24 protein-coding genes and 1 riboswitch are annotated in these 18506 nt (G+C 45.0%); of the genes, 22 read left to right on the top strand and 2 right to left on the bottom strand.

Annotated features, from left to right (window positions below; translation table 11 throughout):
* Window positions 1–175: 175 nt before the first annotated feature.
* Window positions 176–310: riboswitch (molybdenum cofactor riboswitch) on the top strand.
* The 22 genes from moaA to SWOO_RS24505 all read left to right on the top strand — a co-directional run bounded on the left by moaA (window position 298) and on the right by SWOO_RS24505 (window position 16587).
* Entirely contained in the window at window positions 298–1278 is a 981-nt protein-coding gene (gene moaA, locus SWOO_RS24605; RefSeq protein WP_012327359.1) for a GTP 3',8-cyclase MoaA, read from the top strand. Its footprint overlaps the riboswitch before it by 13 nt.
* A gap of 107 nt (window positions 1279–1385) precedes the next feature.
* Window positions 1386–1910: a molybdenum cofactor biosynthesis protein B gene (gene moaB / locus SWOO_RS24600; protein ID WP_012327358.1), complete on the top strand. Its 525-nt coding sequence runs from the start codon at window positions 1386–1388 to the stop codon at window positions 1908–1910.
* A gap of 58 nt (window positions 1911–1968) precedes the next feature.
* Entirely contained in the window at window positions 1969–2445 is a 477-nt protein-coding gene (gene moaC / locus SWOO_RS24595) for a cyclic pyranopterin monophosphate synthase MoaC (RefSeq protein ID WP_012327357.1), read from the top strand.
* A gap of 4 nt (window positions 2446–2449) precedes the next feature.
* Entirely contained in the window at window positions 2450–2701 is a 252-nt protein-coding gene (gene moaD / locus SWOO_RS24590; RefSeq protein WP_012327356.1) for a molybdopterin synthase sulfur carrier subunit, read from the top strand.
* 2 nt (window positions 2702–2703) lie between these two features.
* Complete coding sequence (moaE, locus tag SWOO_RS24585) at window positions 2704–3171, top strand: molybdopterin synthase catalytic subunit MoaE (protein ID WP_012327355.1); 468 nt, start codon at window positions 2704–2706, stop codon at window positions 3169–3171.
* Between the two features lie 23 nt (window positions 3172–3194).
* Entirely contained in the window at window positions 3195–4001 is an 807-nt protein-coding gene (modA, locus tag SWOO_RS24580; RefSeq protein WP_012327354.1) for a molybdate ABC transporter substrate-binding protein, read from the top strand.
* Between the two features lie 3 nt (window positions 4002–4004).
* Window positions 4005–4685, top strand: coding sequence for a molybdate ABC transporter permease subunit (gene modB / locus SWOO_RS24575; RefSeq protein ID WP_012327353.1), 681 nt, complete (start codon window positions 4005–4007; stop codon window positions 4683–4685).
* Window positions 4666–5772, top strand: a complete 1107-nt coding sequence (locus SWOO_RS24570) for an ABC transporter ATP-binding protein (protein ID WP_012327352.1) — start codon at window positions 4666–4668, stop codon at window positions 5770–5772. The genes modB and SWOO_RS24570 overlap by 20 nt, the downstream gene beginning before the upstream one ends.
* Before the next feature lie 109 nt (window positions 5773–5881).
* Window positions 5882–6232 carry a NirD/YgiW/YdeI family stress tolerance protein gene (locus SWOO_RS24565; protein ID WP_012327351.1) on the top strand — a complete coding sequence of 117 codons (351 nt, stop codon included), beginning with the start codon at window positions 5882–5884 and terminating at the stop codon, window positions 6230–6232.
* A gap of 169 nt (window positions 6233–6401) precedes the next feature.
* Window positions 6402–6938, top strand: a complete 537-nt coding sequence (locus tag SWOO_RS24560) for a PepSY domain-containing protein (RefSeq protein WP_012327350.1) — start codon at window positions 6402–6404, stop codon at window positions 6936–6938.
* A gap of 8 nt (window positions 6939–6946) precedes the next feature.
* The gene (locus SWOO_RS24555; RefSeq protein WP_012327349.1) at window positions 6947–7624 is read left to right on the top strand and encodes a response regulator transcription factor; all 678 of its coding nucleotides are present in this window, start codon (window positions 6947–6949) and stop codon (window positions 7622–7624) included.
* 82 nt (window positions 7625–7706) lie between these two features.
* A complete protein-coding gene (locus tag SWOO_RS24550; RefSeq protein ID WP_195743012.1) occupies window positions 7707–8930 on the top strand; it encodes a sensor histidine kinase in 1224 nt (407 codons plus the stop codon).
* 28 nt (window positions 8931–8958) lie between these two features.
* A complete protein-coding gene (locus tag SWOO_RS24545) occupies window positions 8959–9633 on the top strand; it encodes a TIGR01621 family pseudouridine synthase (protein WP_012327347.1) in 675 nt (224 codons plus the stop codon).
* A gap of 19 nt (window positions 9634–9652) precedes the next feature.
* Window positions 9653–9817 (top strand): YqaE/Pmp3 family membrane protein, encoded by a 165-nt coding sequence (locus SWOO_RS26185; RefSeq protein WP_012327346.1) that lies wholly within the window; start codon window positions 9653–9655, stop codon window positions 9815–9817.
* 380 nt (window positions 9818–10197) lie between these two features.
* Complete coding sequence (locus SWOO_RS26180) at window positions 10198–10347, top strand: DUF2986 domain-containing protein (protein ID WP_012327345.1); 150 nt, start codon at window positions 10198–10200, stop codon at window positions 10345–10347.
* Between the two features lie 207 nt (window positions 10348–10554).
* The gene (gene gltS / locus SWOO_RS24535) at window positions 10555–11778 is read left to right on the top strand and encodes a sodium/glutamate symporter (RefSeq protein ID WP_012327344.1); all 1224 of its coding nucleotides are present in this window, start codon (window positions 10555–10557) and stop codon (window positions 11776–11778) included.
* A 333-nt stretch (window positions 11779–12111) separates the two neighbouring features.
* On the top strand, window positions 12112–13335 hold the full coding sequence (gltS, locus tag SWOO_RS24530) for a sodium/glutamate symporter (protein ID WP_012327343.1): 1224 nt from the start codon (window positions 12112–12114) through the stop codon (window positions 13333–13335).
* A 213-nt stretch (window positions 13336–13548) separates the two neighbouring features.
* Window positions 13549–13833 (top strand): BufA1 family periplasmic bufferin-type metallophore, encoded by a 285-nt coding sequence (locus SWOO_RS24525; RefSeq protein WP_012327342.1) that lies wholly within the window; start codon window positions 13549–13551, stop codon window positions 13831–13833.
* Window positions 13833–14705, top strand: a complete 873-nt coding sequence (gene bufB, locus SWOO_RS24520; protein WP_012327341.1) for an MNIO family bufferin maturase — start codon at window positions 13833–13835, stop codon at window positions 14703–14705. The genes SWOO_RS24525 and bufB overlap by 1 nt, the downstream gene beginning before the upstream one ends.
* Window positions 14692–15453 (top strand): HvfC/BufC N-terminal domain-containing protein, encoded by a 762-nt coding sequence (locus tag SWOO_RS24515; RefSeq protein WP_012327340.1) that lies wholly within the window; start codon window positions 14692–14694, stop codon window positions 15451–15453. Before bufB ends, SWOO_RS24515 begins: the two co-directional genes overlap by 14 nt.
* Window position 15454: 1 nt before the next feature.
* The gene (locus SWOO_RS24510; protein WP_012327339.1) at window positions 15455–15940 is read left to right on the top strand and encodes an RNA polymerase sigma factor; all 486 of its coding nucleotides are present in this window, start codon (window positions 15455–15457) and stop codon (window positions 15938–15940) included.
* A complete protein-coding gene (locus SWOO_RS24505) occupies window positions 15937–16587 on the top strand; it encodes a hypothetical protein (RefSeq protein WP_012327338.1) in 651 nt (216 codons plus the stop codon). Before SWOO_RS24510 ends, SWOO_RS24505 begins: the two co-directional genes overlap by 4 nt.
* 183 nt (window positions 16588–16770) lie before the next feature.
* Here the strand turns inward: SWOO_RS24505 and SWOO_RS25680 are convergent, their stop codons facing one another.
* Both SWOO_RS25680 and moeB read right to left on the bottom strand, forming a co-directional pair.
* Window positions 16771–17520 carry a putative hemolysin gene (locus tag SWOO_RS25680; RefSeq protein WP_012327337.1) on the bottom strand — a complete coding sequence of 250 codons (750 nt, stop codon included), beginning with the start codon at window positions 17518–17520 and terminating at the stop codon, window positions 16771–16773.
* A 211-nt stretch (window positions 17521–17731) separates the two neighbouring features.
* Window positions 17732–18502 carry a molybdopterin-synthase adenylyltransferase MoeB gene (moeB, locus tag SWOO_RS24495; protein WP_012327336.1) on the bottom strand — a complete coding sequence of 257 codons (771 nt, stop codon included), beginning with the start codon at window positions 18500–18502 and terminating at the stop codon, window positions 17732–17734.
* Between the last annotated feature and the right edge of the window lie 4 nt (window positions 18503–18506).

Genomic DNA, 18506 nt, shown 5'->3' with positions numbered 1-18506 from the left:
TTTTAATCATGCTCACCACCTTACAACAAAATAAGCCGATGGCACAGTGATATGAGTCTACCGCATCTCTGCTTTGAATGTGAGTGTCGTCACAAAATGTTAACGCTCAATTGATCCTGAGCAAGAAATAACGCTTTAAAGCTAGGGTTCAGAGGCCAAATAGGCCTATAATTGCTCACTGACGGTTCTCCGAGCTTTTTGTCCTACGTCAACAGATATGGACGCTAAGCCGTGGCAATATCGCCACCGGGGTGTGATAAGAAATTCTCTCACCTCCCCTTACTTGGAAAGGTGATCATGTCTCAACTACAAGACAATTTTGGTCGAAGGTTTCACTATCTGCGCATGTCAGTCACTGATGTGTGTAATTTCAAATGTACTTACTGCCTCCCCGATGGCTATCGACCTAATGGTCGTTCTAAGTTTTTGGCGCTTAGCGAGATTGAAAACTTAGTCGCAGCTTTTGCTGAAGTCGGTACTCAAAAAATTCGTATCACTGGCGGCGAACCGACGCTGCGTAAAGACTTTACCGATATTATTCGTGCGGTTGCTGATAACGATAAGATTAAAACCATCGCGACAACGACAAACGGTTACCGTTTAGAGAAGCATGCTAAAGAGTGGTACGACGCAGGCTTAAGGCGCATCAATGTGTCGGTCGACAGTCTAGATCCTAAGATGTTTTATCAGATCACAGGCGAGAATAAGTTCGATGAGGTGATGCGTGGTATAGACGCTGCTCTAGACGCCGGATTTGAACGGGTAAAGATCAATGCGGTTCTGCTGAAAGGCTTGAACGATAAAGATCTGCCCCGCTTTCTGCACTGGATTAAAAATACTCCCATAGATCTGCGCTTTATCGAGTTGATGGAGACGGGACTTGGGCGTGATTATTTCCAAGCACACCATCTTGCCGGTGCGGATATTAAATCTCAGTTGCTTGCCGATGGCTGGGGTTTAGATCAATCTGCGGTCGATGATGGTCCTGCGCAAAACTTTAGTCGCGATGATCATAAAGGGCGTATCGGTTTAATCATGCCCTATGACAAACACTTCTGTGCCAGCTGTAATCGGTTACGTGTATCGGCGAATGGTAAGTTACATCTGTGTCTGTTTACCGAAAACGGTGTCGATCTTAGAGATCTGTTGCAAGATGAGTCTCACAGACCTGAACTGATTAAGCGGCTTCATGGCCAGCTTGCTCAGAAAAAAGAGACACACTTCCTCCACGACGGTATTACAGGTGTGACACAGCATTTAGCTTCTATCGGTGGCTAAATTCATGTTTATAAAGTTAATCCCATGACCTAGTGCAACTATTTTGCTAACTGTCATGGGTATAATTTCTCAGCCTTCTTCGAAACATAATTAAACAGAGAGTTACTATGGGCCATTGCACTACTAGCCAGTTTATCCCTTTGAATATTGCGGTACTCACTCTTTCTGATAGCAGAGACTTGACCCAAGACACCTCTGGACAGTTTCTCGAAGATAACTTAATAGAGGCTGGGCATAAGCTTGTTGATCGTAAACTGATCAAAGATGATAAATATGCGATCCGCTCACAGCTGTCTCAATGGATAGCGTCCAACGAGGTGCAGGTGGTTATCACCACTGGTGGTACAGGATTTACTGAGCGAGACAATACACCAGAAGCCGTTAAGCCTCTGTTTGATAGAGAGATTGAGGGTTTTGGTGAGCTATTTAGGCATATCACATTTACTGAGCTAGGTACCTCGACGGTACAGTCTAGAGCACTGGGTGGATTTGCTAATCAAACGGCTATTTTCTGCCTGCCGGGATCTACAGGTGCCTGCAGAACCGGCTGGACAAAGATCCTCAAAGAGCAGTTGGATGCCAGACACAGACCGTGTAATTTTGTGATGCATGTAAAAAAGCCTGCTGAGTAATATTAAGTAAAAAAATCAATCGTAAAGTCACAGCTGAAACAGATTAAGGTTTTATGTAATGAGTAATGAGTTCACCCATATTAACGCCGATGGCAATGCCCATATGGTGGATGTAACTGAGAAAGCGGTAACTGAAAGAGAAGCACGCGCAGAAGCTTTTATCGAGATGGCTCCAGCAACATTAGAGATGATCATGAGTGGCAGTCACCATAAGGGTGATGTGTTCGCAACGGCGCGTATTGCCGGCATACAGGCTGCAAAGAAAACCTCAGATCTCATTCCTCTTTGTCATCCTCTGATGCTGACTAAGGTTGAAGTTGAGCTTGAAGCCCAGCCTGAGCATAGCCGAGTGCGTATCACGAGTTTATGTAAACTGTCAGGTAAAACCGGCGTCGAGATGGAAGCGTTGACGGCAGCCTCTGTTGCAGCGTTAACCATCTATGACATGTGCAAGGCAGTGCAGAAAGATATGGTGATCTCACAGACGCGTCTGTTAGAGAAACGTGGCGGTAAGTCTGGTCATTTCAAGGTATAAAAATATGATTAATGTTTTGTTTTTTGCTCAAGTAAGAGAGCTGTTAGGTGAGAGTGCTATTCAAGTTGAAGCCACCGCTGAGATAAACAGTGCTGAAACGCTTCGTGCTGTGCTTGCATCAAAAGATGAGAAGTGGGGTAAGGTATTAGCTTCAGATAAACTGCTTGTGGCCGTCAATCAAACCATCAGTGGTTGGGATACTCAGGTGCAAGATGGTGATGAAGTCGCCTTTTTCCCACCGGTAACCGGAGGTTAATCATGTCCGCTAATGTAAGTAAGGTGCGAGTCCAAACTCAGGATTTTAGTGTTCCTGAGGAGTATGCACTGATAGCTGATGATAATAGTGATGGTGCTGTGGTTACCTTTGTCGGCAAAGTTAGAGACTTTAACGATGGCAGTGCGGTGACAGATCTGACCCTTGAGCATTACCCAGGGATGACTGAGTCGGTATTGAACCAAATTGCTACTGAAGCCCGTGAGCGCTGGCCCCTTAACAAGGTGACGATTATTCACCGTGTTGGCACTATGTCCCTAGGGGAGCAGATTGTATTTATCGGCGTGACTAGTGCTCATCGTAAAGCTGCTTTTGCTGCTTGTGAGTTTTTGATAGATTTCCTCAAAACCAAGGCACCATTTTGGAAGCTTGAAGCTGGCGAAACGGGAAAGAGCTGGGTTGAAGCTAAAGATGCCGATGAGCAAGCTGCCAAGATGTGGGACAGATCCTAACAGCATCTAATTAAGGGATGAGCATGATTCGATTGAAGAGGGGATTAGGGCTGGCATTAGCTAGCATAATCTTAGTTTTTGGGCTTAGTGTGATGCAGGCAAAAGCGGCGGATGTACCTGCTATTGCTGCTGCATCAAATATTAAGTTTGCCCTCGATGAGCTGTCTTCTGCGTTTACCCAAGACACAGGTCTTAAGGTGCGTCTCTCTTACGGATCATCGGGTAACTTTGTTGCTCAGATAAAACATGGCGCTCCTTTTCAGATGTTTCTGTCGGCGGATGAGAGATATATTGAGCAGTTGGCTAAGTCTGGCGGAACGCTCGATGATGGCGTACTTTATGCTGTTGGCAGACTCGCGATAGCTGCGCCAAAAAACTCTCCACTTCAGTTAGATCCTGAGTTAAAAGGATTAAAGCGCTTAATCGATAGCGGTGAGCTAAAACGTTTTGCTATTGCAAATCCAGATCATGCTCCCTATGGAGAGCGGGCTCGCTTCTTGCTAAAAGGGTTTGGTCTTTGGGAGTCTATTACCCCTGCTCTTATCTACGGCGAGAATGTATCGCAAGCTGCACAGTTTGCCGTGAGCGGCTCGACTCAGGGCGGTATTATCGCGCTTTCGCTCGCAATAGCGCCACAATTTCAGAAGTTGGGACGCTATAAGGCTCTGCCAGAGTCACTGCATGAACCTATCTATCAACGTATGGTGCTGCTAAACAGTGCTGGATCAACAGCGAAGGCCTTCTATCAATACCTGCAAACCGACAAAGCGCGCCAAGTTTTCAGTGATTTTGGCTTTGGCTTACCTCCAGGTGTTGCCAAAGGTGAATAGTTGATGGATTGGCAAGCCCTACTTCTATCGGTCAAGCTCAGTAGCGTTACTGTGCTTATCTTGATCCCTTTTGCTATTTTTGTGAGCCGCTTTCTAGCCTATCGACAATTCAGAGGTAAATCTTGGGTTGAAGCGCTGATCATGGTGCCTTTAGTGCTGCCACCGACTGTGATTGGTTATTACCTTTTAGTAGGGCTGGGAAGCCAATCTTGGCTTGGTCAGACGCTAGAGAGTCTGTTTGGTCACCAGTTGGTATTTAACTTCTCTGGCCTAGTTATCGCCTCTATTTTGGTGAATATCCCCTTTGCCATTCAGCCTATTCAGCGCTCATTTGAAGCTGTACCCGAAGATGTTTGTGACGCAGCAGCCTGTTGCGGCATGAGCCGGCTCAAGGTGCTTTTTAAAATTGAGCTGCCTATGGTGTGGCCAGGCGTGTTAACCGCTTTGGTACTCTGCTTCTCCCATGTATTAGGTGAGTTTGGTGTGGTTTTGATGATGGGCGGTAATATTGCGGGAGAGACCAAGACCATAGCAATCTCCATCTATGACAGTGTACAGGCCTTCGATTTTGCCAGCGCAGGGCAGATGTCATTGGTATTACTTATTTTTGCGGTTACGGTACTGGCATTTACAACCAGTCTGTCTAGACGTATGGGAGCAGGACATGCCTCAAGACGTCGGTGATCTCTATTGTCAGATCAAACAAGATAAACAGATCCGTCTAGATGCCGAGTTTGTCTGTAAGGCGGGTGAAGTACTGGCTGTGGTTGGCCCTTCCGGTGGCGGTAAATCAACGCTACTGCGTATGATTGCCGGTTTGAATCATCCAGAATCTGGTGTGATCCGCTATGGTGACAGGGATTGGTTTAACGATGGAGATAAAATTCATCTTACGCCTCAGCAGCGTCACCTAGGCTATGTGCCACAACATTTCGGTCTATTTCCCAATCTGACCGCCTTAGGTAATGTTGTTGCTGCACTTGATCATATTCCGAAAGCTGAGCGTGAGCCCAGAGCGAAAGAGTGGCTAGAGCGAGTTAATCTTCATGGTTTGCCCGACCGCTTGCCCGCTAATCTTTCAGGTGGCCAGAGACAGAGGGTGGCTCTGGCTAGAGCTCTAGCTCGTGAACCCTCAGTCTTGCTACTTGATGAGCCATTTTCTGCGGTGGATAGGGAGACCCGTGAGCGTCTCTATCTAGAGCTTGCTCGCCTTAAATCTCAGCTCTCTATTCCTGTGATCATGGTGACTCACGATCTCAATGAAGCACTACTGCTCGCCGATAATATGATCTTAATTAGCCAAGGTAAGATGCTTCAGCAGGGGATCCCCCATGAAGTGCTGACTAGGCCGCGCACCGAAGCTGTGGCGAAACAGATGGGTCTGAGAAATATCTTCGATGCTTACGTTATCGCCCAAGAGGAGGAGCGTCAGATCACTTGGTTGAAGTTTGGTGAGCATCTGATAGCTAGTACTTATTTTGATAGCTTAGAGGTCGGCGCCAAAGTGCGTTGGGTTATCCCTAATCAGGGGATACGTTTTAACTCTATTAAGCAGGGGCGTCTTTGTCGCAGCTTTAATAAGCTAGAGATCACTATAGATTCCATGTTAACCATGGGAGAGACAGTTCGCTTGATTGCCAGTGTTAAAGGGGTTAAACATCAGTTACATGCTGAGGTTCCTCTGCATTACTCTAATAAAATTGGCTTAGTGGTTGGTGTGGTGACAGAGGTCGCGTTTAAGTCTGAGCTGATCCATATTTTAGAACCTTAAGAGCAGTGCGATAGAAGTAACAATTAATGATCAAAGGTTAATCTTTATTCCATCTCTACAATATGGTCGACCCTTTAAGATATCTGTTAATTTCTAAAGGAGAAATAAGATGTCTAAAGCATTAGCTGGTTCAATTATTTTATCATGCGTATTAACTCTGCCAGCATTCGCTGCATACAATGGCCCTGGCGTCGAAACCTTAGTTAAGAGTGCGAAAGATGCAAGTCACGCGACCGATGATACCCCTGTTGAGTTGACTGGATACCTAGTTAAGAGCTTAGGTGATGAGAAGTACCTTTTCCGCGATCAGTCTGGTGATGTTGAAGTGGAAATAGATAATGCACTTTGGCGTAATATCGAGGTCAACAGTGATACTAAAGTGACTCTTAAAGGCGAAGTTGATGATGAGTGGCAAGGTATTGAGATTGAGATCGATAGCTTAAAGCTAGTGGCTCAATAATACGAAGCTATGCATTAGTATAGATTGCGTACTGGTCAGATAAATATAAATCCTTTATCTTCAATAATGTGGGTAAAGTGAGTAAAATCCTTGGTAGAGCCGCTTCGTGGTGACGGCTTTTTTCGATTGAGATAAGATGAAGGTTATAGTGATGATTAAGGGAGGATCCATGGCGCGTTGGTTAGTGGGTTTAGTGCTTTTTTCAAGTGTAGGTTTTTCAGCACCAACTTGGGCTGAAAAATCGGTACTAGAGCTGCTGTCAGATCGACAAAACCTCTCTCCTCAGTCCCTTATGCTCAAAATCGAGAAGCAATACTCAGGTGTTATCTGTGAATTTGAGATCGATGTTGAGAACGGTGAGTTGATCTACGAGGTGTCGATTATCGATACCCAAAGAGAGACGATCACCGAGTTTGAATTTAAAGCTAAAGACGGTCACCTAATCAACCAAAAGGTGGAAACCTTAGAGGCTGATGATAAAGACGGTCTTAAGGCTGTTAACCTGATGGAAGATATCGGACAGAGTTTCTACTCCTTAGTCCACAAGGCGATGGACGGTCGTCATGGTCATATCTTAGAAGCCCAAATCGATCATGATCTTGGGATCAGTTACCTTGAGATTAAACTTATCGACGAAACTGGCAAGCACAGGCTGGCCTTCGATATTCAAAATCAACGCCCATTGCCGCTGCTAACCTGGGATTAAATTAGCATATGAAGATATTACTCGTAGAAGATGACGCAACCACTATCGAATATGTGGTTAAAGGATTTACCGAACAGGGTCACAATATTGAGACGGCTTCAGATGGTCACCAGGGGTTACTGCTTGCTACAAGCATGAAGTATGATCTGATCTTGCTTGACCGTATGCTGCCACAGCTCGATGGTCTTAAGCTGTTGGCGGCATTGAGAGCCACAGGGAGCCAGACTCCGGTATTGATCTTGTCGGCTTTAAGCCATGTGGATGAGCGGGTAAAAGGCCTGCGCGCTGGTGGCGATGATTATATGACTAAGCCTTTTGCTTTTTCTGAGCTATTGGTTAGAGCCGAAAAATTGATGCAGCGTGGTTTATCACAACCAGCCGAAACTGGATTAACCGTAGGTAATCTGGTGATGGAGCTGTTGACTCGCAAAGTGACCTTAGATGGGAACGAGTTGATGCTGCAGCCAAAAGAGTTTCAGTTATTAAAGTATTTGATGGAACACCCGAATCAAGTGATTAGCCGTACCTTGCTGTTTGAAGCTGTGTGGGATTACCACTTCGATCCTCGTACTAATGTGATTGATGTTCATATTGCAAAACTTAGACGTAAATTCGAAGAGCTAGGTTTTGGCGAGTTGATTGAAACAGTCAGGGGTGCTGGCTATCGTCTCCGTCAAGGGAATTAAGCCCTACCAGAGTAGTGCTTGGCGCATTACTATTATCTTTTCGGCTCTTGTTACGCTCATCATAGGTACCTTACTGCTTGGCATGTATCGTCAGCTGATGAATGAACAAGAGCTACAAACCAATCAACATTTGGCAGCAGAGAAGGCGCGTTATCAACAGATGGCGCTGACCTTAGATAAGCGCAGCTTTGCTGTGCAGGTTAAGGCTGCCGATCCTAAAACTGCTTTGGTCGTGTGGCGTAGCTCGTTAGATCTCGTGGGAGCGTTAAGTTTGATCCCCGATGATATGCCCATGCTGCCCAAAACCCGAGAGTTCCCCATCTTAACAGCGGGCCCCGATAAACTGCATATTTTAACGGGTGGTTTAGTGATGACCCGTTATGGCCCAGTGCTTATTGCTACCCGAACGGATCAGCTTGCGACCTTGATTGATCGCTTCGTGAACGCCGCGATCACTGCATTGATGCTGACTATCGTACTTACACTAGCCCTAGGTTATCTATTCTCTAAAGCGATATTACGCCGTTTAGTGCAGTACAACCGTCTGAGTCGTTTGATTGAGAAGGGGGAATACTCCACGCGCCTGCCGGTGAGTTGGCGTCAAGATGAGTTTGATATGTTGGCGGGTAAGTTTAATCGGGTGCTCGATACCTTAGAGAATAACTTGCTGGCTGTTCGAGGAGCGACCGATAATATTGCCCACGATTTACGAACCCCATTATCACATCTAAGAATAGGCTTAGAGCAGTTGCCAGATAAAACTGCGCAAGAATTACCAGAAGCGTGCGCCATTTTGACTGAGAAGTTAGATCACTGTTTAGCCACGTTTGATGCCATGCTCTCATTGACCCGTATCGAAGAGGGGCAACAAACATTGGAGTTGCAGGACTTTAATCTTAAGGTTTTGTGTGAAGATCTCTATGAGATGGCTGAGGTGATGGCGGAGAGTAATGAGCAGACATTGAGCTTAACCACTTCTGATGATGTTGAGATGACTGGGGACAAGTTTCTGTTGTTTCAGGCACTATTTAATCTGGTCGATAATGCGATTAAGTATGCTGGCGAAGGTGCTCAAATTGAGATTGTTCAGCAGGGAAGTGAGATCCAGATCCGTGATAATGGCCCTGGTATCCCAGATAGTGAGAAGGAGCGAGTGTTCGAGCGTTTGGTGAGATTAGATCCCAGTCGTCATAACCAGGGTACAGGCTTAGGCTTATCTTTGGTGAAGGCAATTTTTGCTCGCCACAATGCGCAAGTTAAGCTGATGGATAACGAGCCTGGCTTGATTGTTAGTATCACTTTTTAACTGAAAGTTGGAAATTAATGAGAGATAGATGTACCAGATAGTTGCCGATGAAACCGATTTTATCGTGATCGCTAAGTCCCATAATGTTCATTTTCATAGTCAAGATGGTAGTGCTGGTGTGATGGCGAAGCTTGAGCAAGATTTAGGGGTTAAACTCTTTTCTGTGCATAGACTAGATACCTTGACGTCGGGGCTTTTGTTGTTTGCTAAGTCGAGTCAAGCAGCTGCTGAGTTTACCCGTTTGTTTACTGAGCATAGAGTACAGAAGTATTATCTAGCTTTAGCGAAAGGAAAGCCAAAGAAGAAGCAAGGCTCGATTATTGGTGATATGGCTAAGTCTCGCCGTAGCATGTATAAATTGATGAGAACTATGGATAATCCGGCTAAAACGCAGTTCTTCTCTCAGTCGGTGGCAGAGGGGCTACGTCTGTATCTGCTAAAGCCGTTAAGTGGCAAGACTCACCAGTTAAGAGTTGCACTTGCGAGTATAGGTGTGCCTATTTTAGGTGATACACTTTATGGTGGTGAGGAGTCGGACAGAGGCTACTTGCACGCCTTTAGTTTGCACTTTATTTTTAGCGGTAAAGAGTATCAATACATCAATTACCCTAGTGAGGGAGTGAGTTTTACTGCCCTTAATACAATAAAGCAGTTGCAAATGTGGTCAGAGCCTGAGAAGTTAGATTGGCCTAAACAGAAATAATTATTAAAGGAGTTAGTTAATGGACACCAATAAGCTGTTACTTGTTGTGATCGCCATCTTGTTACCACCTGTGGCTGTATTTTTAAAATCAGGTGTGGGTAAAGATCTTTTGATCAATATCATCCTATGTCTATTATTCTTCATCCCAGGTTTGCTACATGCGCTTTGGGTTGTGACTAAGTAACTTATAGACCAATAGGTAATTAAGTTATTTAGACACAAAAACGCAGCCAACTGGCTGCGTTTTTGTTTTGTTGGCTACCTGTTTGAATTGTAAGGTTAAACAAGTCTTTTTTGCGCCTTTGTTTCAGTCTTGCTGTGGCGGTTTTTTTTGCAGGGATAAGCATCACTTTGCCCTTAATTATCTAAGGGATATTTTTCAATTTTTTTAAATAGTTAATTAACTTTCTCTAGAATTAGCCTCATGTTTTTCCATGTTAAATTGAGTCTATATTGGCTTTGAACTCGGTTGAATTTCGATTCTGGCAGTGAAATGCGCTATAATGCGCGGCCTTTACCTCTATCCTGATGGATTGAGTAAAAATCAAATAGAGTGGGTTAGAGATGAATAGAAAGAAGAAGATCAATGAAACATTGAAGGGTAAGGCTAAAAAAGCTAATGCCAAACTTCATTCGAGTAATAAACCTAAATATATCTCTAAAGCTGAACGTGCACGTATCGCGGAGGCCGAGAAAGATGGTCTCACAATTTGAGATATAGCGCCCCTCTCCTCAAATAAATTCAATGTCGTAAAACGAGTAGTTATAGCACCTTGTGCTGCTGTCTCATCTTATGTGCTGAGTATATTTTTTGTATTCAGTATGACCGAATGGAGAACGGCATTTTACTTATCTATTTATCGAGCCCGCGTTGGGATTGATAGAAGGGAGTAAAACTGCAGAGCTTCAAATAGGAGTTTCATGAACACAGTTTATTCAATTGGCGAGCTTGAGTCGTTTTTAGTCGCAATTTTAGTGCTCTTTATTGGGCACTCTATTAATCGTCATGTGCCTTTTTTCAGAAAGTATAATATTCCTGAGCCCATCGTTGGTGGTTTGATTGTCGCGGCTATTATCACCATTTTGCATTTCAACAATATTACCCTCGCGTTTACTCTTTCGATGCAGAAAACATTAATGTTGATGTTTTTCAGTACCGTAGGTTTGGCCGCAAACTATAAGTTGTTGCTTAAAGGTGGCTCTAAGGTTTTTCTATTTCTAGGGATCGCGTCTCTGTTTATTCTTATTCAGAATGCTGTCGGTGTCAGTATGGCGACCGCGTTGGGTTTAGAGCCTTTAATGGGGCTGATTGCCGGTTCTATTACGTTGTCCGGTGGCCATGGAACTGGAGTTGCTTGGGCGCATACCTTCCAGGAGAACTATGGGATCAATACCTTAGAGTTCGCAATGGCGGCGGCAACCTTTGGCTTAGTGATGGGCGGGATCATCGGTGGTCCAGTCGCTCAAAGGTTGATCAATAAGAATAATTTGGTCTCCTCTTACGGTGTCGGTGGTAATCACCATAAAGATCATCCAGATCTAGTGACCTATGATCAGTTGGAAGAGGATAGGGTGACAGCCAAAAGCATTTTGGAGGTGATGTTTATTCTGCTTCTGTGTGTATCTGGTGCTAAATGGGTTGCGACGCTTATCTCTAGCTCGGGCATTAGCTGGCTAAAGATGCCTGAATTTGTCTATGCCCTGTTTATCGGGGTGGTGATCACCAATATTACTGAGCTGTCCCATGGTTATAAAATAAAGAGTGAGAGTGTCGATGTACTCGGTACTGTCTCTTTGTCGCTGTTTTTAGCCATGGCTTTGATGAATTTAAAGCTGTGGGAGATATTTGACCTTGCACTGCCTCTATTGGCTATTTTGTTGGTGCAAACAGTAACCTTAGCGTTGTTCGCTTACTTCATCACCTTTAGGTTAATGGGTAGAAACTATGATGCCGCTGTGATGGCGGGTGGCCACTGTGGTTTTGGTATGGGGGCTACACCTACGGCTGTGATGAACATGGGAGCACTTGTTTCGAGGACGGGCCCATCGCCTCAGGCCTTTATGGTTGTGCCAATTGTGGGCGCCTTCTTTATCGATATCGTTAACGCCATTATCTTGCAGGGTTACCTCAGTTTTATTGGCTAAACCTGCCTATTTTGCTTATTTAATTAAGCCAGCTCTACTTTAGAGCTGGTTTTGTTATGCTTGTTGAGCGTGAAATTTAGCCAATTGAGTGTATTTGTAGTGATAAAACCTCTGTTTGATCAAACTGTGAGCCCTCAAGAGTGTGACCTCTATCTTAATCATCGTAAATCAGTCGTTTATACGAAATTAGATTAGTCGTAAATCTCAACTCTTGTGGCAGAATGTTCGACTGTTTCGTCACAGGTGAAAAGGGCATCACAATGACCCTACCTCTGAATGACCAGGTGAAAGGCTTTAGTATCGATCGTCGATTTTGTTGGTATTAGGAGTTTTATGAGTACTGTTTATTCAATTGGTGAACTTGAGTCGTTTTTAGTGGCGATTTTGGTTCTGTTTATCGGGCATACGATTAATCGTCACGTGCCGTTATTTAAAAAATATAATATCCCAGAGCCTATTGTCGGCGGTCTTATCGTCGCCGCAGTGATCACTATACTGCACTTCAATCAGATCTCTATTCGCTTTACCCTCTCGATGCAGAACACCTTGATGTTGATGTTTTTCAGCACTGTGGGTCTTGCTGCCAGCTATAAGTTGCTTCTCAAAGGCGGCACTAAGGTGTTTATGTTTTTGGGGGTCACCTCTCTGTTTATTCTTGTTCAAAATGCCGTGGGGGTCAGCATGGCAACGGCGTTAGGTCTAGAGCCTTTTATGGGGCTGATTGCCGGCTCCATCACACTCTCCGGAGGTCATGGAACAGGGGCGGCTTGGGCGCAAACCTTCTATGAAGACTATGGCGTCAATACGCTTGAGTTTGCCATGGCCGCTGCAACATTTGGTTTGGTTATGGGGGGAATCATCGGTGGGCCAGTAGCCCAGAGGTTAATCAATAAGAATAACTTAGTCTCCTCATATGGGGTGGGGGGCAACCACCATAAAGATCATCCTGAATTGGTAACCTATGATCAACTGGAGGAGGATAGGGTTACGGCTAAGAGTATTCTTGAGGTGCTGTTTATTCTTCTGTTATGTGTCGCAGGAGCCAAATGGATAGGAACGCTTATCTCCTATCTGGATATCAGTTGGCTGAAGATGCCTGAATTTGTCTATGCACTTTTTCTCGGTGTGGTGATTGCGAATATTACAGAGCTTTCCCATGGCTATAAGATCAAGAGTGAGAGTGTTGATGTATTGGGTACAGTCTCTTTGTCACTGTTTTTGTCCATGGCCTTGATGAATCTTAAGCTGTGGGAGATATTCGATCTTGCCCTGCCTCTGCTCGCTATCTTGTTGGTGCAAACACTGACGCTAGCGCTGTTTGCTTACTTCATTACCTTTAGATTTATGGGAAGTAACTATGATGCTGCTGTGATGGTCGGAGGCCACTGTGGCTTCGGTATGGGAGCAACGCCTACAGCGGTGATGAACATGGGCGCGCTCGTCTCCAGAACTGGCCCTTCGCCTCAAGCCTTTATGGTGGTGCCTATTGTGGGGGCTTTCTTTATCGATATCGTCAATGCCATTATTTTGAAAGGCTACCTCAGCTTTATCGGCTAAGTCATCTCGTGGCTCCTCCTTATCAGCAGGAGGAGCCAAGAGCTTATATACCCAAGCTACCTTTTGCATCCTCTTCGTTTTCCTCCTCTCTTAAGCTTCTCCTTTGCTCACTAATTTAGTATTAGCAAAAAATATATTCAGATAATGCAATCAAACATACCTGCTATTCGTTATAGAGATGACACTTCACTTTTTTATAAAGGATAGAACTTGATGAAAACTTCAAATAAAGCGCTTGGGTTAACAGTTGCGGGAATATTAGCGGCAGGTCTTTCTGTGAGTGCTAATGCGGTACCAGATCAACCGACTGAATGGGAAAAATGTGCAGGTATTGCTAAGGCGGGAGCTAATGATTGTGGTGCGCTCGATGGCAGTCATGGCTGTGCAGGACAAGCCAAAGAGGACAATCTTGCCCATGAGTGGGTTTATGTTCCTGCTGGAACCTGCGACAAGATAACTGGTGGTGAGGTTAAAGCTGTTAAACCGGCAAAGTCTTAATGTCAGATAATCACTTAGTGGGCGCAGGCATTGGCCTGCGACTCCCTCATGTGCAGGAGATTTTAGCAGCAGGGCAGACAGGTATTCCCTGGTTTGAGGTCTTGGTGGATAACTGGCTTGTCGAGGGGGGATTGAATAAACGAATGCTACAGGAGGTCTGTGAGCGTTACCCCATAGTGCTCCATAGTGTGGGGCTCTCCTTGGGAGGGCTATCTCCTCTAGATTTAGATTATCTAAAGCAGGTTAAGGCACTGAAGCGGGAGACCGGAGCCATCTGGTATTCCGAACACGCCAGTTTCTCTGGCAATAACGATTTTAAAGTGCCGGATCTGTTGCCATTGCCCTATACCGAAGAGGCCGTTGATCATCTAAGTCAACGTATTATGCAGGTGCAGGAGTTTATGGGTGAAAGAATTCTGTTGGAAAACGTGTCTACCTATCTAAGTTGCCAATTTAATGAGATGACAGAGGGGGAGTTTATCGCCGCCGTTGCCGACAAAGCAGACTGTTACCTGTTGCTGGATATTAACAATGCCTATGTGACAGCTAAGAATCTGGATCAGGAGATGCAGACATTTATGGATGTGATCCCAGTGGAGCGGGTTAAGCAGATACATTTAGCCGGATTCCATGAGAAAGAAGACTTCCTGCTTGATGCTCATAACCATGCTGTGGATCAAAAGGTGTGGCAGGCATTTGAGCAGTTTATCGAAAAAAATGGTGCCATCCCTAGTATGATTGAGTGGGATAACGATCTTCCTCCTTTGGCCCGTCTACTACAAGAGAGGGAGATTGCCGCTAGCATTCTCGCATCAGCTAAACCTGTGACTCAAGCCGCTGCAGCTTTTAGGGGAAGTTATGCGTTTAGCTGAGTGGCAGGAAGCATTTGTCTGTGCTCTTAGTAAATCAAGAGCCGATGAGGCGTTACTCTCCTTGGTTAACAGCAGAGAGGCTGAGCGTTTATCTGTATATCGAAATAACAGTAAGCAGGCGTTAGCGGCCGCTTTAGGCATTAGCTTTCCTATCTGTAAGCAGGTATTGGGTGAAGTGTGTTTTGAGCAACTGGCCCAGCGTTATCAAGTTCTACAACCGTTGAAGTTGAGTAACTTGAATCTTTATGGTGAACATTTTCCTGAGCTGCTCACCGATACTATAGCCAGACGCTTGGAGTTTGAAGGTTTAGAGTACCTTGCTGATCTAGCAAAACTTGAGTGGTTGATACAGTTAAGTTATTACGCCGCCGATAAGTTAGCTTGTCAGCCTTTGTCTGATATCTCCTCACTCACTGAGTTGCAGCAGGCTTCGTTGATTATGTTGCTGCGTCCAGATGTTCATCTACTTAGCTCCCCATTCCCTCTTTATGAAATCTGGCTTAAATATCAGCAAGAACAAGATGAGATAAAGATCCGCTCCCCTCAGAAACACTATTTTTTCGCTATTTACCGCGAACCATTTAAGCCTAAAGTTCAGCGTATCTCCTCTGAGTTATATCGTGTGCTTGGAGATATTCAACAGTCACGAACCTTAGGCCAGATTAATGAATCCGGCGTTGATATGAGTGCACTCAATAGTGGGATCACCCAAGGTTGGGTATGCGGTTTTCATCTGGAGGGGGCTTGATATGTTGAGCCGCGAGCAGTTACAGGGGCTATTTCGTTACTGTTTTTGTCTGACTGCTGAGCAACGAAGTGCTGAAGACCTGCTACAAACCTCACTGGAAAAATGGATCCGCCGTGGTCAATCGGTAGAGTATTCCCATGCTTATATACGCAAAATTATCCGTAATCAATTTGTCGATGACTGCCGCCGAAATAATGCCATCGCATTCGAGTCTATCGAAGAGAGTGCGCCTATTTTGCTTGATGAGACCTGCATTGAGGAGCTAGAGATACAGCATAATCTGATCGAGCATGTGTTCGAACGACTGAATACTGCCGAGCGTGAAGTGCTCTATCTTTGGGCTGTCGATGGCTATACTGCATCACAGATATCACAAGAGTTGATGCAGCCCAGAGGAACGATTCTGTCTAGACTACACCGTATTAAGCAGAAAGTGGCTGATATTTCCCAGAGCAGACCCAGTAAGCGTTCCGGAGTCAGAGTATGAATAAAAAATATGTGACAAGAGACTCCCTATTTAAAACCTCTGCGAAAGAGTATATCGAACAGAAAGAGCTGGATAGTGAGCAGTTAGATAGATTCGAAAACCTGCTTGGTGGTTATACCGAGGAGGCAAGGCCTAAAGAGAGTAATACTGCTTTAGGGGTTTCTCGTCGCACTAGTGTTTATATGGCGATTACTGCAAGTGTGGTGATGCTATTGATGATGAGTTTGAATCTCTACCTTCAGCAGCCATCAAAGATTGGCCTGATAGCCAATGAAGTGGCGATGAATCATATTAAGATGAAGCCTTTAGAGTTAAAAACAGAGCAGCTTCCTCCGCTACGGGACTATTTTACCCAACTGGATTTTTCTATTGTTAATTCATCAATTTTTAGTCAGCAGAATAATAGCATGTTAGGTGGGCGTTACTGTTCGATCCAAGGGGTGACGGCTGCTCAGATCAGATATCAAACCGCTGCAGGTAAGAAGGTTACTCTGTATGAGGTGGGCTATGATCCCCAGATCTATGGCGTGTTACCGGACGTGGATAAAGGGGAGAAGCCCTTGTATATCGAAGTTAAGGGAATAAGCGTTAACCTTTGGGTTGAGAAAGGACTGTTGATGGCCGAAGCCAGAGATATAGGCAGCTAGAGAGGCGAGAACTTTGCTTTAACCATATAGCTTTGCTCTTGATGGTGCTGACTGTCTAAAGTGAGCTCAAACACTGGGTTCGAGCCCTCTAGATTCTGTGATATTTTCTCAAACGTAAACCGTGGCGGAGGTTTAATACTCCTTAAGTGCTTGGCTCGCTGATAAGTATGATATTGGTGGGTATCATTGAGTTATCGGTAGCAGCTCTTTAACGGGATCAGTTTGTTTATGATCGCGTCTGAACAGATCCCACTGATCTAACGCTTCACCGCTTGGTAAAGTACAGACACCGGTTTCCAGTGCCAGCTTACCCTGCAGAGACCCACAATACTTAGCAGCTGGGTTAGCCATACCGATAGCGGGCTTAGTCTGCTTATGATCGCGCCTGAACAGATCCCACTGATCTAACGCTTCACCGCTCGGCAAAGTACAGACACCAGTATCTAGTGCAAGCTTACCCTGCAGAGACTCACAATATGTAGAGGCTGGATTGGCCATGCCCATAGCAGGTTTTGTCTGCTTATGATCGCGCCTGAACAGATCCCACTGATCTAACGCTTCACCGCTTGGTAGGGTACAGACACCGGTATCTAGTGCAAGTTTACCCTGTAGAGACTCACAATATGTAGAGGCTGGATTGGCCATATCAATGGCGGTTGTAACCTCTTGTTTATTGGCTTTTCGGTAGAGGGTCCACTCCTCTATCTTCTCACCGCTAGGAAGGTGGCAGATCCCAACTTGTCCTTCAGCTTCATTGTTAATCTCTAGTTTCCCACCCAGTGAAACACAGTACTCAGAAGCTGGATTTGCCATTGAAACGGCTGAAGGTGCTTGCTCTATATCAGCCTTGGTGGAGGTTTGTTCGTTTGGGTTACATGCTGTAAGTGCCACGGTTGCCGTGATCACTAAAGCCAGAGAGGTGATTTTAATCATATCCGTCGATTCTCCAGAAAGAGTAGCGTTATTAATGAGGTTTGAGATTAATAACGGCTGAATCAGATAAAAGGGTTCCTGTTAGATAAAATACTTTATCAGATGTTGAGACTAAGAGATGCAGTGATGGGGAGTTTCACTGCTATATCATCATTAAAGACTAGTCACTTAAAAGATTAGTCACTTAAAAGATTAACTACTTAGCTTGTAGCTATGAGCCGCACACCTTGCAGCTAGCCTGTTTGCTTAATTTCATCTCACGAAACTCCATGGTCATGGCATCGATCATCAATATTCTGCCAATAAGCGGTTTACCTATACCACTTATCACCTTTATCGCTTCCACTGCCTGCAGACAGCCAATCATACCGACGACTGGGGCTAGTATTCCAGATTCGACGCAGGTGAGGTGTTGCTCACCAAATAGCTTGCTGAAACAGTGGTAACAAGGCGTTTCACCTTGATAATCAAATACTGTCACTGTGCCCTCCATGCGGATCGCTGCGGCAGAGATCAGTGGTACCTTGTGAGCAAAGCAGCTTTTATTGAGTTGCTCTCGCACCGCAACATTATCGGTACAGTCCATCACCAAAGTATGTTGAGTAATTAAGGCATCGAACTCATGATCATCAAGTACAGCGTTGATGGTCTCTATCTGAAGGTGTGGGTTAAGCTCGCTAAGTGTTTCTTTAGCTGATTCGACTTTAGGCTGGCCGATATTTTTATCTTGATGTAACACCTGACGTTGCAGGTTTGATAATTCAACAGTATCGAAGTCAACTAAGGTCATGGAGCCAATACCTGCAACGGCGAGGTATTGTGTCGACGCACACCCTAGTCCGCCGGCGCCGATCACTAAGACTTTGGCGAGTTTTAACTTTTCCTGCCCCTCAAAGTCCATCGCCTTGATGGAGATATGGCGGCTGTATCTGAGAATTTCACTGTCGGATAAAATCTCATCGATATCTGTGGTTGAACTCATCACT

This window comes from Shewanella woodyi ATCC 51908 (assembly GCF_000019525.1).
GTDB lineage: Bacteria > Pseudomonadota > Gammaproteobacteria > Enterobacterales > Shewanellaceae > Shewanella > Shewanella woodyi.
The sequence above is the reverse complement of the archived record's forward strand: the minus strand, read 5'-3'. Positions and strand labels throughout refer to the sequence as shown.

Coding starts and splice junctions, on each gene's coding strand:
- moaA (WP_012327359.1), top strand. CDS start 298: ATGTCTCAACTACAAGACAATTTTGGTCGAAGGTTTCACTATCTGCGC.
- moaB (WP_012327358.1), top strand. CDS start 1,386: ATGGGCCATTGCACTACTAGCCAGTTTATCCCTTTGAATATTGCGGTA.
- moaC (WP_012327357.1), top strand. CDS start 1,969: ATGAGTAATGAGTTCACCCATATTAACGCCGATGGCAATGCCCATATG.
- moaD (WP_012327356.1), top strand. CDS start 2,450: ATGATTAATGTTTTGTTTTTTGCTCAAGTAAGAGAGCTGTTAGGTGAG.
- moaE (WP_012327355.1), top strand. CDS start 2,704: ATGTCCGCTAATGTAAGTAAGGTGCGAGTCCAAACTCAGGATTTTAGT.
- modA (WP_012327354.1), top strand. CDS start 3,195: ATGATTCGATTGAAGAGGGGATTAGGGCTGGCATTAGCTAGCATAATC.
- modB (WP_012327353.1), top strand. CDS start 4,005: ATGGATTGGCAAGCCCTACTTCTATCGGTCAAGCTCAGTAGCGTTACT.
- SWOO_RS24570 (WP_012327352.1), top strand. CDS start 4,666: ATGCCTCAAGACGTCGGTGATCTCTATTGTCAGATCAAACAAGATAAA.
- SWOO_RS24565 (WP_012327351.1), top strand. CDS start 5,882: ATGTCTAAAGCATTAGCTGGTTCAATTATTTTATCATGCGTATTAACT.
- SWOO_RS24560 (WP_012327350.1), top strand. CDS start 6,402: ATGGCGCGTTGGTTAGTGGGTTTAGTGCTTTTTTCAAGTGTAGGTTTT.
- SWOO_RS24555 (WP_012327349.1), top strand. CDS start 6,947: ATGAAGATATTACTCGTAGAAGATGACGCAACCACTATCGAATATGTG.
- SWOO_RS24550 (WP_195743012.1), top strand. CDS start 7,707: ATGTATCGTCAGCTGATGAATGAACAAGAGCTACAAACCAATCAACAT.
- SWOO_RS24545 (WP_012327347.1), top strand. CDS start 8,959: ATGTACCAGATAGTTGCCGATGAAACCGATTTTATCGTGATCGCTAAG.
- SWOO_RS26185 (WP_012327346.1), top strand. CDS start 9,653: ATGGACACCAATAAGCTGTTACTTGTTGTGATCGCCATCTTGTTACCA.
- SWOO_RS26180 (WP_012327345.1), top strand. CDS start 10,198: ATGAATAGAAAGAAGAAGATCAATGAAACATTGAAGGGTAAGGCTAAA.
- gltS (WP_012327344.1), top strand. CDS start 10,555: ATGAACACAGTTTATTCAATTGGCGAGCTTGAGTCGTTTTTAGTCGCA.
- gltS (WP_012327343.1), top strand. CDS start 12,112: ATGAGTACTGTTTATTCAATTGGTGAACTTGAGTCGTTTTTAGTGGCG.
- SWOO_RS24525 (WP_012327342.1), top strand. CDS start 13,549: ATGAAAACTTCAAATAAAGCGCTTGGGTTAACAGTTGCGGGAATATTA.
- bufB (WP_012327341.1), top strand. CDS start 13,833: ATGTCAGATAATCACTTAGTGGGCGCAGGCATTGGCCTGCGACTCCCT.
- SWOO_RS24515 (WP_012327340.1), top strand. CDS start 14,692: ATGCGTTTAGCTGAGTGGCAGGAAGCATTTGTCTGTGCTCTTAGTAAA.
- SWOO_RS24510 (WP_012327339.1), top strand. CDS start 15,455: ATGTTGAGCCGCGAGCAGTTACAGGGGCTATTTCGTTACTGTTTTTGT.
- SWOO_RS24505 (WP_012327338.1), top strand. CDS start 15,937: ATGAATAAAAAATATGTGACAAGAGACTCCCTATTTAAAACCTCTGCG.
- SWOO_RS25680 (WP_012327337.1), bottom strand. CDS start 17,520: ATGATTAAAATCACCTCTCTGGCTTTAGTGATCACGGCAACCGTGGCA.
- moeB (WP_012327336.1), bottom strand. CDS start 18,502: ATGAGTTCAACCACAGATATCGATGAGATTTTATCCGACAGTGAAATT.